General features: G+C 74.7%; 15 protein-coding genes. 7 read left to right on the top strand and 8 right to left on the bottom strand.

The genetic code is table 11. The annotated features are described in order from the left end of the window. The 6 genes from F6X68_RS23985 to F6X68_RS23960 form a co-directional block, all read right to left on the bottom strand. On the bottom strand, positions 1-845 hold an 845-nt coding region (locus F6X68_RS23985), incomplete at its 3' end, for a serine/threonine-protein kinase (RefSeq protein ID WP_151456400.1). A 146-nt stretch (positions 846-991) separates the two neighbouring features. After that, positions 992-1,195: a hypothetical protein gene (locus F6X68_RS23980; protein WP_121397865.1), complete on the bottom strand. Its 204-nt coding sequence runs from the start codon at positions 1,193-1,195 to the stop codon at positions 992-994. Positions 1,196-1,197: 2 nt separating this feature from the next. Then, entirely contained in the window at positions 1,198-2,253 is a 1,056-nt protein-coding gene (locus F6X68_RS23975) for a LacI family DNA-binding transcriptional regulator (protein ID WP_151456399.1), read from the bottom strand. A 281-nt stretch (positions 2,254-2,534) separates the two neighbouring features. Further along, the gene (locus tag F6X68_RS23970) at positions 2,535-3,383 is read right to left on the bottom strand and encodes an SAM-dependent methyltransferase (RefSeq protein WP_151456398.1); all 849 of its coding nucleotides are present in this window, start codon (positions 3,381-3,383) and stop codon (positions 2,535-2,537) included. Positions 3,384-3,490: 107 nt separating this feature from the next. Next, positions 3,491-4,372, bottom strand: a complete 882-nt coding sequence (locus F6X68_RS23965; protein ID WP_151456401.1) for a helix-turn-helix transcriptional regulator — start codon at positions 4,370-4,372, stop codon at positions 3,491-3,493. Between the two features lie 135 nt (positions 4,373-4,507). Next, positions 4,508-4,747, bottom strand: a complete 240-nt coding sequence (locus F6X68_RS23960; protein ID WP_151456397.1) for a DUF397 domain-containing protein — start codon at positions 4,745-4,747, stop codon at positions 4,508-4,510. Positions 4,748-5,007: 260 nt separating this feature from the next. On the opposite strand from F6X68_RS23960, the gene F6X68_RS23955 reads away from it, so the two are divergent. Then, the gene (locus F6X68_RS23955; RefSeq protein ID WP_151456396.1) at positions 5,008-5,658 is read left to right on the top strand and encodes a GGDEF domain-containing protein; all 651 of its coding nucleotides are present in this window, start codon (positions 5,008-5,010) and stop codon (positions 5,656-5,658) included. A 117-nt stretch (positions 5,659-5,775) separates the two neighbouring features. Beyond that, on the top strand, positions 5,776-6,426 hold the full coding sequence (locus F6X68_RS23950) for a flavodoxin family protein (RefSeq protein WP_151456395.1): 651 nt from the start codon (positions 5,776-5,778) through the stop codon (positions 6,424-6,426). A 4-nt stretch (positions 6,427-6,430) separates the two neighbouring features. On the opposite strand, the gene F6X68_RS23945 is transcribed toward F6X68_RS23950, so the two are convergent. Further along, entirely contained in the window at positions 6,431-6,913 is a 483-nt protein-coding gene (locus F6X68_RS23945; protein ID WP_151456394.1) for a type II toxin-antitoxin system PemK/MazF family toxin, read from the bottom strand. Positions 6,914-7,001: 88 nt separating this feature from the next. On the opposite strand from F6X68_RS23945, the gene F6X68_RS23940 reads away from it, so the two are divergent. From F6X68_RS23940 to prfH, 5 genes are all read left to right on the top strand, one after another. Continuing rightward, positions 7,002-7,607 carry a DUF4291 domain-containing protein gene (locus F6X68_RS23940; protein ID WP_151456393.1) on the top strand — a complete coding sequence of 202 codons (606 nt, stop codon included), beginning with the start codon at positions 7,002-7,004 and terminating at the stop codon, positions 7,605-7,607. An 80-nt stretch (positions 7,608-7,687) separates the two neighbouring features. Beyond that, positions 7,688-8,656 carry a class D beta-lactamase gene (gene blaOXA, locus F6X68_RS23935; protein WP_151456392.1) on the top strand — a complete coding sequence of 323 codons (969 nt, stop codon included), beginning with the start codon at positions 7,688-7,690 and terminating at the stop codon, positions 8,654-8,656. Positions 8,657-8,681: 25 nt separating this feature from the next. Continuing rightward, complete coding sequence (locus tag F6X68_RS23930; RefSeq protein ID WP_151456391.1) at positions 8,682-9,071, top strand: VOC family protein; 390 nt, start codon at positions 8,682-8,684, stop codon at positions 9,069-9,071. 278 nt (positions 9,072-9,349) lie between these two features. Further along, the gene (locus F6X68_RS23925; RefSeq protein WP_151456390.1) at positions 9,350-10,525 is read left to right on the top strand and encodes an RNA ligase RtcB family protein; all 1,176 of its coding nucleotides are present in this window, start codon (positions 9,350-9,352) and stop codon (positions 10,523-10,525) included. Further along, positions 10,522-11,211, top strand: coding sequence for a peptide chain release factor H (gene prfH / locus F6X68_RS23920; protein ID WP_151456389.1), 690 nt, complete (start codon positions 10,522-10,524; stop codon positions 11,209-11,211). Before F6X68_RS23925 ends, prfH begins: the two co-directional genes overlap by 4 nt. Here the strand turns inward: prfH and F6X68_RS23915 are convergent. After that, entirely contained in the window at positions 11,200-11,886 is a 687-nt protein-coding gene (locus F6X68_RS23915) for a macro domain-containing protein (RefSeq protein ID WP_151456388.1), read from the bottom strand. The genes prfH and F6X68_RS23915 overlap by 12 nt on opposite strands. Positions 11,887-12,109 lie beyond the last annotated feature (223 nt).

Below are 12,109 nucleotides of genomic sequence, written 5' to 3'. Positions count from 1 at the left end.
GGGTGGGCCGACGCCCCGGCGGCGAAGCGGGCGGCGAGCTGGGCCGCGCCCGGCCGGCGCGCCGGATCGGTGGCCAGGCAGGCCAGGGTCAGCTCGGCGATGTCGGGCGGCAGCCCGGGGACCCGCGGGGGCGGCACCGGCGGGTGCCCGGCGTGCACCTCCAGCGCGTCCTCCCAGGTCTGCACGGGCAGTGGGGCCCGGCCGGTGAGGGTGCGGTAGAGCAGCGCGCCGAGGGCGTAGACGTCGCTGGCCGGGTTCGGCGGCCCGGGCCGCATCCGCTCCGGGGCGAAGTACGCGGGCGTGCCCATCAGCAGTTCGCCGGTCTGTCCCGCCCGCGGGTGGTGCGGCCCGGCGAGCGCGGCGATGCCGAAGTCGAGCACCTTGGCGCCGGTCTCGGTGAGCATCACGTTGCCGGGCTTGACGTCGCGGTGCACCACGCCGATGCGGTGGGCGGCGGCGAGCGCCGCGGCGATCTGGCCGGCCATCCGCACCGCCTCCGGCCAGGGCAGCGGCCCGGCGGCGAGCCGGTCGGCGAGGTTGCGCCCCTGCACCAACTCCATTACCAGGTACGGGACGACGATGCCGCCGTCCAGGGCCGCCTCGCCGTAGTCGTACACCTGGGTGACGTGCGGGTGGGTCAGCCGCGCGGCGGCGCGGGCCTCGCGCTGGATGGTGGCCCGCAGTTGCGGGTCGGTGGCGAACTCCCGGGTGAGGGCCTTGACGGCGACGGGCCGGTGCAGCACCTCGTCGTCGGCGCGCCACACCTCGGACATCCCGCCGAGGCCGATGCGCTCGCGCAGGACGTAGCGGTCGTGCAACCGCAGGGTGGGCGAGAACGGCGACATAGCCGTTCAGTCTGCCCTGCCGGCGGGGTCGGCCACCAGCGCGGTGCCCGGTTGCGGGCCGGTCGTCGCGGTTCGGGCGGCGACGACCGGCCCGCACCGATGGTCAGGAGCAGCGGCTGCGGCGGGCGACCGGCCCGCAGCGACGGTCAGGAGCAGCGCGGCGCGGCGGCGACCGGCGGCGGCTGGATGCGGTCGGCGAGCCGGCGCAGGACGCCGGCGGCGGCCAGCCGGGTGGGTGCGAGTCGCGCGACGCGGGGCCGCTCCGGGCGGACGGGGGCGTCCGGCCGGGCGGAGTTGACGTGTCGGGTCACCGCGTCGACGGCGAGGACGAAGCCGGTGGGCTGTTCCATGGTCAGCTCCCTGGGACGGGTCCGGTGGAGGACCGGACGACGAGTGCGGTGGGTAGCAGGACGTGGCCGGCCGCCGGGTCGGCGGGCGGGTCGAGCAGGAGCCGGGCGGCGATGCGCCCCTTCTCCTCGGCTGGTTGCCGCACGGTGGTGAGGCCGGCGGTGGCGGCCTCGGCGATGTCGTCGAAGCCGGTGACCGACACGGGCGGCCGGCCGGCCTCGGCGAGCGCGTCGAGGACGCCGAGGGCGAGCACGTCCGCGCAGGCCAGTACCGCCGTGGGCGGTTCGGGAGCGGCGAGGGCGGCGGCGACGGCCGTGGCGCCCGCCGACCGGCTGTTGTCGGTGGCGGCGAGCACGGTCAGCTCGGACCAGGCGACGCCGACCTCGGCGAAGGCGTCGGCGAACCCGGCCAGCCGCGCCCGGGTCGTCGGGTGGGCGACGTCGGCCACGTCGGCGAGGCGCAGTTCGCCCGGCGCCGCGCCGGGGCGCACGGCGTCGCCGAGCAGGGCGACCCGCCGGTGCCCGAGCCCCGCCACGTGGGCGGCGACGGCCCGGGCGGCGGCCCGCTCGTCGATGCCGACGTAGCGGTCGTCGGGGCCGGCGTCGTCGCGGGGGGCGGTCGTGACGACGGGCAGGCCGCGCTCGCGGAGCACGTCGACGACCCAGCCCTCGTCGCCGACGCAGTAGACGCAGAAGCCGTCGACGGCGGCGTTCTCCACGGCCCGCCGCGCGGCGGGCTCGTCGGGCGGCAGCGGCACGAGCAGCAGGCTGGTGCCGTGCCGCTCGGCCGCCTCGGCGACGCCGGCCAGGAAGCGGACCGCGAAGGGGTCGGTGAAGGCGTACGACAGCCGCGACTCGAAGAGCACTCCGATGGCGCCCACGTACCCGCGCCGCAGCGACCGGGCGGTGGGGTTGGGGCCGGGGTAGCCGAGCTGCCGGGCGGCGTCCAGGATCCGCTGGCGCAGGGCGGCGGAGAGCTGGTCGGGTCGGCTGTAGGCGTTGGAGACGGTGCTGCGGGACACGCCGACGGCGTCCGCGACTGCTTGCAGGGTCGGCTTCACCGTGCCCCTCTCTGCATCGATTCAGACTGGATCGATACAGAGACTAGGCGGAGCGGGCCGCCCTCGTCAACGCCACAGGCGGCGATCCGGCTCGGGACCGCACGCGACAGGAACACCGACGCGGCCCACCACGCCGCCCGGCCACGGTGACGTCGAGTGCGGGGGCGACGTCGAGTGCGACTCCGCGCGGCAGCACAGGGCGACGTCGAGGGTGACCCCGCGCAGCAGCAGCGCCGGCCCGGACCGTGGTGGTCCGGGCCGGCGGGCGCGCAGGTGTGCGGTCAGCCCTTGCGGGCCACCGCGCCGTACATGCTGACCTCGGCCGCCGCCGGGCGGGGCTGCGGCGCGTCCTCGGCACGCCACTCGGCGACCGACGTGACGCCGGGCTCCAACAGCTCCAGCCCGTCGAAGAACCGGGTGAACTCGGCCCGGGTACGCAGATTGATCAGGCCGTGCGGGCTGCCGCCCCGGGCCGCCGCCTTCGCCTCCTGCGCCACGTGCGGGGGGAGGTAGTCGTGGGTGGCGTGCGAGGCCGCCAGGTAGCTGCCCGGCGGCAGCGCGTCGAGCAGCCGTGTGACCACGGCGTACGGGTCGTCGTCGTCGCCGACGAAGTGCAGGATCGCGACCAGCATCAGGGCGACCGGCCGGGACAGGTCGATGGTGCGCAGCAGGTCGGGGTGGCGCAGGATCCGCTCCGGGTCGCGCAGGTCGGCGTCGATGTAGGCGGTGGCGCCCTCGGGCGAGCTGGTCAGCAGCGCTCGGGCGTGCGCGAGCACGATCGGGTCGTTGTCGACGTAGACCACCCGCGACTCGGGGGCGATCGCCTGCGCGACCTCGTGGGTGTTGTCGGCGGTCGGAATGCCGGTGCCGATGTCGAGGAACTGGCGGATGCCCTCCTCCCGGGCGAGGTGCCGCACGGCCCGCTGGAGGAAACGGCGGTTCTCCAGCGCGGCGGTGCGGATGGTCGGGAAGGACGCCGCCACCATGTCGCCGGAGTCCCGGTCGGCCTGGAAGTTGTCCTTGCCGCCGAGCCAGTAGTTGTACCGGCGCGCGGGGTGGGCCACCGAGGTGTCGATGCGGTCGCTCGGGTGGGCGGGGCCGGTCGTCGTACCCGGGGCATCGGTGGTCAAGGCAGCCTCCACGACTCTGCGCCACCCGCGACCGGGGGCGTCCGTCCACTGTCGCCGGTCGGCGACCATGGTAGCCGCACCGCTGTCCGGGCGAGGCCCCGCCGGGGTCACCCCGGGTAGAGGTCGTCCAGGATCGCGCCGAGGATCTCCGGCGTACGCTCCGGCGGCTCGGCCTCCACGCAGAGCCGTTCCATTGCGACCGCGTAGTAGTCGAGGTCGTCGCGCTTGTCGAGGTAGAGCGCGCTGGTGAGCTGTTCGATGTAGACGATGTCGGGTAGTTCCCGGTCACCGAAGCGCAGGATGGTGAAGGCCCCGCCCGCGGCGGCGTGCCCACCGGCGGCGAACGGGATGACCTGGAGCCGGATGTTCGGCGACTTGGTGGCCTCGATCAACGCCGCCACCTGCTCGCGCATCACCCGCGGGCCGCCGATCGGCCGGCGCAGCGCGGCCTCGTCCACCACCGCCCAGAGCTGCGGCGGGTTCTCGCGGTGCAGCAACCGCTGGCGCTGCATGCGCAGTGCGACCCGACGCTCGATCTCCGCCGGTGCGGCCCGACCGTGCCCGAGCAGCACCACCGCCCGGGCGTACTCCCGGGTCTGGAGCAGGCCGGGGACGAACTGGACCTCGTAGCTGCGGATGAGCGCGGCGGCCGCCTCCAGCCCGAGGTACGACTGGAACCAGTTCGGCAGCACGTCGCCGTAACGGTGCCACCAGCCCGGGCTGTTGGCGTCGCGGGCGAGCTTGAGCAGCGCCTCCCGCTCCTCGGACGCGGTGACGCCGTAGAGGGTGAGCAGGTCCGCGACGTCGCGTTCCTTGAAGCCGACCCGGCCCAGCTCCATCCGGCTGATCTTCGACTCGGAGGCGCGGATCTCCCAGCCGGCGCCCTCCCGGGTCACCCCGCTGGACTCGCGCAGCCGGCGCAGTTGGGCGCCGAGCAGCATGCGCAGCACGGTCGGGCCGGTCCCCGGACCGCCCTCGGCGGGACCCATCGTCACAGCCGACCTCCACATGCCGGTTCGTGCCGACCAGATGCCCTAGCGCGGCCGACGGGTAAGCATGCCATGAACCGTGAGTGAGGTGAACTTCTTCGGTGCGGACAATTCGCCCCGGTCGCCGGGGCGCGGTCAGGCGATCAGGTTGTCGAAGTCCCCGTCGCGCGCGCCGAGCACGAAGGCGGCGATCTCGTCCACCGTGTAGATCAACGCCGGCCCCTCCGGGTACCGGGAGTTGCGCAGGGCGATGCCGGCGCCGCCGGGCAGTTCGGCCAGCTCGACGCAGTTGCCGCTGGGATTGCTCCGGCGGCTCTTCTGCCAGGCGAGCGGGGGCAGCTGGGTGGTGGGAACGCCGTTCGGAGGCTGCTGCATGGACGTCTTTCTCTCGCGAGCCCCGCGATGCCGGGCAGCGGTGCCTGATGAGGGGGCACGATATCGACGAAGGGCTTCCTGCACGTGCATCTGCTATTGCATCTGCACCGGACAGCGAGCATGATAACGCACGTGGACAGTGCCCATCTGTTCACTCTGAGTCACCGACCTGGGGCTGCCACCAGGACGGACGGGGCCCGACACGCGGGCGCGGACCGCCGCGCGCGGGGGCCGGCGGCAACGTGCTGATGGGAGGTCTCGTGCCGGATCCGTTGACCATCGCGTCCGGCATCTGTGCCGCCGGGGCACTCGTCACCTCCTGGCAGCTGCGGCGCCGCGCGATCCAGGCCGAGGTCGAGATCAGGCACCTCCAGGCCGAGCTCGCCGCCGAGCGGCACGCCGCCAGCCACGACCCCCTGACGGGCCTGCCCAACCGCCGCGCGTTCTACCGCCTGGCCGCCACGCTGCTCACCGACGCGGCCGGGCAGCCGCTGATCGCCGTGGTGCTCGACCTCGACGACTTCAAGCAGATCAACGACAGCTACGGCCACGCCGCCGGCGACCAGGTGCTGGTCAGCGTCGCCCAACGGCTCGCCGCCTTCGCCGGAGACAACCTGGTCGCCCGGCTCGGCGGCGACGAGTTCGCCGGGCTGCTGGCCAGCCCCACGATCGACCGGCGGTGGATCGAGCACGCCACCCGGCGGCTCTGCGACAGCCTCGCCGCGCCGATCCCGCTGGGCGGGCTCAGCGTCCGGGTGACCGCCTCCGTCGGGCTCGCCCCCGTCACCGGGCCCGCGCAGCTCACCGAGGCACTCGACCGGGCCGACGCCGCCATGTACCGGGCCAAGAGCCTCGGAGTGGCCCGCCCGCCCCGGCAACTCGTCGACAGCGCCCACCTGGCGGAGTGCTGAGCCCACAGGCCCACGCCAGCGGACCGCCGGTCGGGACACGACGCGTTTCGACGTGTCTCGCGCCGGTTGCCGGGTATGCCGGCAGGGTCAGCGCGCACCGGCCGAGGGAGGAACACCGTGACGAGCATCCGGGCCCTGGTCCTGAACTGCACCCTCAAGCGGTCCCCCGCCCCGTCGAGCGCCGAGGTGCTCGGGCGCGAGGTGCTCGACGCCCTCGCCGACCAGGGCGTGGCGGGCGACCTGATCCGGGTCGTCGACCACGACGTGCGCTTCGGCGTCTCCACCGACGAGGGCGACGGCGACGGCTGGCCGGTCATCCGGTCCAGGCTGATGGCCGCGCAGATCCTCGTCATCGCCACGCCGATCTGGCTCGGTCAGCCGTCCGCCGTGTGCAAGATGGTCCTCGAACGGCTCGACGCCGAACTCTCCGAGACCGACGCCGAGGGCCGGCTGCTCACCTACGGCAAGGTGGGCGGGGTCGCGGTCGTCGGCAACGAGGACGGCGCGCACCACACCATCGGCGAGGTCCAGCAGGCCCTCAACGAGGTCGGCTTCACCTGCCCCGCGGCGGGCGCCACCTATTGGGTCGGCGAGGCGCTGCACAAGGTGGACTACATCGACGCCCGGCCCAAGCCCGAGACCACGGGACGCACCACCAAGGCGTTGGCGCTCAACAGCGCGCACCTGGCCCGGCTGCTGGCCGAGCAGCCGTACCCGCCGCCGGACACCCGCGACGCCGGGATCGGCCCGAGCCGCGAGCCGGCCTGACGGGTCAGCGCCAGCCGTAGCCGGCGCGCAGGGCCTGCCCGACCCGGTCGAAACGGGCCCGGTCCAACACGGCGCCCTCCCGGCGGATGCCGTCCTCCCGCATGGTCAGCACCCGGTCCAGCCGCACCCAGCTCGGCCGGTTGTCCCGGTCCCACTCGCCCGGACCGAGCGCCAGCCAGTGCCGCTGCCCGTCCCGCTCGCTCTGACTGGACAGCATCAGCCCGAACAGCGTCCGGCTGTGCCGGCCCACCACCAGCACGGGGCGGTCCTTGCCCTGACGCGGGTCGTCCTCGTACTGCACCCAGGTCCAGACGATCTCGCCCGGATCGGCGTGCCCGTCGAGCTCCGGGGCGTACGCCAACTGCCGACGCTGCAACGCCGCGACCTGGCGGGGGCGGGCGACCTGCGCCGGGCCCGGCCCGGGCCGGCGCGGCGACGGGATCACCCCGCCGATACGGGCCGCCACACTCCTGAGAAGACCTGCCACGACCGGCAGCCTATCCCCCACCGGGGCCGCCGGCCCGGGCGGGACAATCCGATGGACCGGACCCGGACGATCGGCCAGGATCGGCGCCATGCAGGTCCCCGTCCACCAGGTTCGCGCCCGCTTCACCGCCGACACCGTGACCGTGTACCAGGCGTACCCGCCGGAGATCGCCCGCCCGGCGCTGGCCGCCGGCCGCTTCGTGCCGCCGTTCAAGCGGGAACGGATGACCTGGATCAAGCCGTCGTTCCGCTGGATGATGTACCGCTGCGGCTGGGGCACGAAGCCCGGGCAGGAGCGGGTGCTGGCCGTCGAGATCACCCGCGCCGGCTTCGAGTGGGCGCTGACCAACTCGTGCCTGAGCAGCTTCGAGCGCGACCGCCACCAGGACCGGGAGGACTGGTCGCGACGGCTGCGGGCCAGCCCGGTGCGGGTGCAGTGGGACCCGGAACGGTCGCTGCGCCTGGCCCCGCTGCCGCACCGGTCCCTACAGGTGGGGCTCTCCGGCGAGGCGGTGCGCCGGTACGTCGACGAGTGGCTGGTCGGTCTCACCGACGTGACCCCGACCGCCCACGCGGTGCGCGCGGCGCTCGACGCCGGCGACGACACCGCCGCCGGGGCGCTGCTGCCCCCGGAGCGCCCCTACCCGCTGCCGCCCGACGTGGCCGCCGTGATCGGCGCGACGGCGGAGCCGTGAGCCGACCGACGGGGCGATGCCGTACCCCCGGGACGTGCTTGACTGGGGCGTCTGCGCCGGCACGGACAGAGGCGGTGGCGATGGTCTTCGAGGCACGGACGCGGTCCCTGCCCGCGCGACCGACGGCGGTCCGCGCGGGCGCCCGGCGGCGGGTCGCGGGCACCCGGCGGCCGGTCGCGGGCGCCGCGGCCGTCGTCCTGCTCCTGCTGGCCGGCGCGACCGGTTGCACCGGCAGCGGGCGTCCGCAGCCGCCGCCGGCCGGCGCCGCGTCCGCCACCGCCGCGACGGGTCCGTCCCCCACGCCGACCGCGCCGGCGGTCGAGGTCCGCGACGACCTGGCGGGCCTGTTCCGGCAGGCCGGCCTCCGGGGCACCTTCGTGATGTACGACGTGACGGCCGGGCGCGTCGTCATGGTCGACCGGGCGCGGGCCGAGCGGCGCTTCGTCCCCGGCTCGACGTTCAAGATCGCGCACAGCCTGATCGCGCTGGAGACCGGCGTGGTGCGCGACGAGCGGGAGAAGGTCCCCTACGGCGGTCGGCCGCAGCGCGTCGCCGCCTGGGAGCGGGACATGGGGCTGCGCGACGCGGTCCGGGTCTCCAACGTGCCGGTGTTCCAGGAGCTGGCCCGCCGCATCGGGCCGGACCGGGAGCGGGAGTGGCTGCACCGGCTCGGCTACGGCAACGGCCAGGTCGGGCCGGCCGTGGACCGGTTCTGGTTGGACGGGCCGCTGGAGATCTCGGCCGACGAGCAGGCGCGGTGGCTGGCCCGGCTGGTCCGGGGCGAGCTGCCGGCCGGCCGGGGGCACCAGGCCACCGTCCGGGACATCCTGCGCCTGGAGCGCACCGCCGAGTACGCCCTCCACGGCAAGACCGGCTGGACGGACGCCACCGACCCGGGCACGGGATGGTGGGTCGGCTGGGTCGAGCGCGGCGACCGGCTGTATTGCTTCGCACTCAACGTGGACGTCCACACGGACGGCGACGCCGACAAGCGCCTGCCGCTGGGCCGGCAGCTGCTGCACCGCCTCGGCGCCCTGCCCGCCCCCTGACCGTCCGCCCACCGGAGGAGCCCTGATGGCCGACGCCGACACCGAATTCCACAAGATCATTCCGACGCTGCCCGTGCGCGACGTGTCGGCGTCGGTCCGCTGCTACGTCGACACGCTGGGCTTCACCCTCGGCGGCCGGATGGGCGAGGAGTTCGCCTCGGTGTTCCGGGGCGAGGTCGCCGAGGTCAACATCTACCTGCGGCGAAGTCCGGGGGCGTTCACCCCGGCGGAGTGCTTCGTCATGGTCACGGATCCCGACGCGCTGCACGCCGCGTACGCCCGGCGGGACGTGACCGTCGTCGAACCGCCGCGAGACACCGAGTGGGGATACCGGCAGTTCACCATCGCGGACCCGGACGGCCACCTGCTGCACCTCTTCCGCCATCTCGACCGGGCGGGAGGCGTCCCCGACTGAGAACGGTCCGGCGGCAGGCCCGCACCGCGCCGACGCCGGCCACAGCCGACGGCGCAGCGGGGCCGGCGGCGACGACCCACGGCCATGAGGCGGAACCCCTGGCAGGGCGTCGAACAGGTCGCCGGCGCGGCGGAAAGTCGGTTGCCGCACCCGGTCGGCTCCGCAACAGTGTCGTCCATGACGTTCTGACGGGCAGCATCCCCCTCGCCGAAGCGCGCGGCACCGACCGGTGTCGTGGTGCCGCGCGTCCATGCCGTCTTAGCGAGAAGCGAGCGTCCTTGTCTCCGCACCAGTCCCTGCCGCAGTCCGCCCCCGCCACCGTCACCGTGTTCGCCTCCCCCACGAGCTGGATCGAGTCCGAGGCCCTGACGCAGTGCCAGCAGGTGGCCGCCCTTCCCGGCATGATCCACGTCGCCGCCATGCCGGACCTGCACCCGGGCAAGGGTGCCCCCATCGGCGCCGCCATGGCGTCGACCGTGCTGTACCCGTTCCTGGTGGGCTCCGACATCGGCTGCGGCATCGCCGTGTTCCCCATCCGGCTCAAACGTGCCGTGCCGGAGCGGCTCGCCGCCCGGTTCCCCGACCTCGACCGCCCCCTCGACCCCGGGCGGGACGCCGACGACCCCGCCTGGGCCGTCGTGGCGGGCGACATTCCCGCCGGCCACGTCGACGGGCTCGGGACGGTCGGTCGCGGCAACCACTTCGTCGAGCTGGCGCGCGTCGACACGGTCTTCGAGCCGGGCCACGCGAGCCGGCTCGGGCTCGACGCGGGCGACCTCGTGCTCATCGTCCACACCGGCTCCCGGGGGCTGGGCGAGCGGATCCTGCGGGTGCACACCGAGGCCCACGGCGCGGGCCCCGCCCCTGATCCCGCCGCCTACCTGGCGGCGCACGACGACGCCGTACGGTGGGGCTCGCTCAACCGGCGGCTGCTGGCCGCCCGGGTCGCCCACGCCCTGGGGGCCGAGCCCACCGAGCCCGTCGTCGACCAGTGCCACAACCTGGTGGAGGTCCACGACGGGGTCTACCTGCACCGCAAGGGCGCGGCGCCGGGCGACGGCCGCGACGTGCTCGTCGCCGGCACCCGGGGCACCGCCTCCTACCTCGTGGCCGCCCACGCCGGCCCGGACGCCAACCACTCGGTGGCGCACGGCGCGGGCCGCAAGATGTCCCGCGCCGACGCCCTGCGGCGCAGCCGGGCCAAGCACACCGTCGAGGAACTGCGGCGCACCCCGGTGGGGTCGCTGGTGGTGTGCGGCGACCGCCAACTGCTCTTCGAGGAGGCGCCCACGGCCTACAAGCGCATCGAACGCGTGATCACGGATCTCGTCGACCACGACCTGGCCACGCCCGTGGCCACCACGGTCCCCCTGGTCACCTACAAGACGCCCGACGCCGGGTCCACCACCCGGTCCGACCGCGGCGACGACCGCCGCAAGCGGGGCCGGCGATGAGCCTGCACCTGCTCGTGTCCGCCGGGCGTGGCCCGCAGGAGTGCGCCTGGGCGCTGGCCCGGCTGCTGCACCGCCTGGAGACCGAGGCCGCCCGGCGGGGCCTGACGACCCACCGGGTCCGCACCGTGCCCGGCGAACGGCCCGACACCTACCGGTCGGCACTGATCCGGATCTCCGGCGACGACGCCGAGGCGTTCGCCGCCTCGTGGACCGGCACCCTGTGCTGGCAGGCCCCCAGCCCCTACCGGGCGAGCACCGGCCGGAAGAACTGGTACGTCGTCGCCCGACCGTGCCAGCTCGACAGCCCGACCACGGCGTTCGCGGAGGCGGACGTCGACATCGTGGCCTGCCGTACCGGGGGCCCCGGCGGCCAGCACCGGAACAAGGTCAGCACGGCGGTGCGGGCGACCCACCGCCCGTCGGGCATCGTCGTGGTGGTCGACACCGAACGGCAGTTCAGCCTCAACCGGCGCCTCGCCATCCAGCTGCTGCGACAGCGGATCGCACGCGACGACCAGACCGCCGAGCGCGCCGCCGACACGGCCCGATGGCGCATCCACGACGAACTCGTCCGCGGCGACCCCACCCGCGTCGAACGCCCGGAACCGTCGGGGCGGGAGGCCGGCCCACCGCAGCGGGCACGCCGCGGGCGCTCGCCCCGCCGCCGGGACGCGTCAGCCCCGTGAACGGCGGGCGCCGGCCACCGTCGGCACCGTCACCCGCACACGCTCCTCCTCCGGGCGGCTGTCGATGTCGTCGAGCTGCGTGCGGATGGTCCTCCGCAGGTCGTCGTAGTCGCGGAAGTGGTAGTCGTTGAACAGCGTGTAGCCGGTCCACATCAGGTTGGCGCAGACCCGCGCCGGCACCCGGCCGGTCGCCGCGCCCATGCCGACCAGCGCCACCGACGCGATGCTGCCCGGCTCCCTCTCGTTCTGCGTGTGGATGGCCTGGAACGCGGCGGCGCAGGCCAGCGCCACGTTCAGCGTCTCGCTGACGTCCTGCGCCGACTGCTCCATGGTCGGGGTCGAGATCAGGAACCTGGGGTTGGTGGCCCCCGACGGCACGCAGACGGCGCTGCCCACCGGCATCGCCGCGCCGAACTGGTCGCGGATCGCCCGTTGGACGCGCAGTTGGATCCCCGCCCCGAGGTGCCGCTTGACGACCGCGTCGACGCCGCCGTCCATCCGCCCCCGCGAGTTGGTCGGGCTGACCCAGGCGTCGGCCGGCCGGGTGAGGATCGACCCCTTGTGGATCTCGACCTCGGGGGTGTCGGCGAACGCCGCACGCCACGCCTGCACCACATTCGCGTTGACGTCCGTCAGCACCACCCTGAGCAGCGGCTTCTCGCGGTCGAGGGTCATGGTTCACTCCGGTGGGGAAGAGGTTGTCTCCGACGTGGAGCACGCTATCGCCGCCCACCGACAACCGTCCGCGTCGCGCCACACACGGCGCCCGGCACCCGAACCGCCGGCGCTGGGGGCCCACGCCGGTCGCCGGCGCCGTAACTGTCGCCCGCTGGCGGCAGAATGCCCCCACCTCGATCACCCGTGCCGTCGGACCGGCACGGGTGATCGAGGTGGGGGC

Source organism: Micromonospora sp. AMSO12t (assembly GCF_008806585.1).
GTDB lineage: Bacteria > Actinomycetota > Actinomycetes > Mycobacteriales > Micromonosporaceae > Micromonospora > Micromonospora reichwaldensis.
Note: the sequence above shows the minus strand (reverse complement) of the source record. Positions and strands in the feature narration are given on the sequence as shown.

Excerpts from the sequence above, each read along its gene's own strand:
- F6X68_RS23960 (WP_151456397.1), bottom strand. The coding sequence starts at position 4,747 with ATGCAGCAGCCTCCGAACGGCGTTCCCACCACCCAGCTGCCCCCGCTC.
- F6X68_RS23940 (WP_151456393.1), top strand. The coding sequence starts at position 7,002 with ATGCAGGTCCCCGTCCACCAGGTTCGCGCCCGCTTCACCGCCGACACC.
- F6X68_RS23965 (WP_151456401.1), bottom strand. The coding sequence starts at position 4,372 with ATGGGTCCCGCCGAGGGCGGTCCGGGGACCGGCCCGACCGTGCTGCGC.
- F6X68_RS23930 (WP_151456391.1), top strand. The coding sequence starts at position 8,682 with ATGGCCGACGCCGACACCGAATTCCACAAGATCATTCCGACGCTGCCC.
- F6X68_RS23980 (WP_121397865.1), bottom strand. The coding sequence starts at position 1,195 with ATGGAACAGCCCACCGGCTTCGTCCTCGCCGTCGACGCGGTGACCCGA.
- F6X68_RS23915 (WP_151456388.1), bottom strand. The coding sequence starts at position 11,886 with ATGACCCTCGACCGCGAGAAGCCGCTGCTCAGGGTGGTGCTGACGGAC.
- prfH (WP_151456389.1), top strand. The coding sequence starts at position 10,522 with ATGAGCCTGCACCTGCTCGTGTCCGCCGGGCGTGGCCCGCAGGAGTGC.
- blaOXA (WP_151456392.1), top strand. The coding sequence starts at position 7,688 with ATGGTCTTCGAGGCACGGACGCGGTCCCTGCCCGCGCGACCGACGGCG.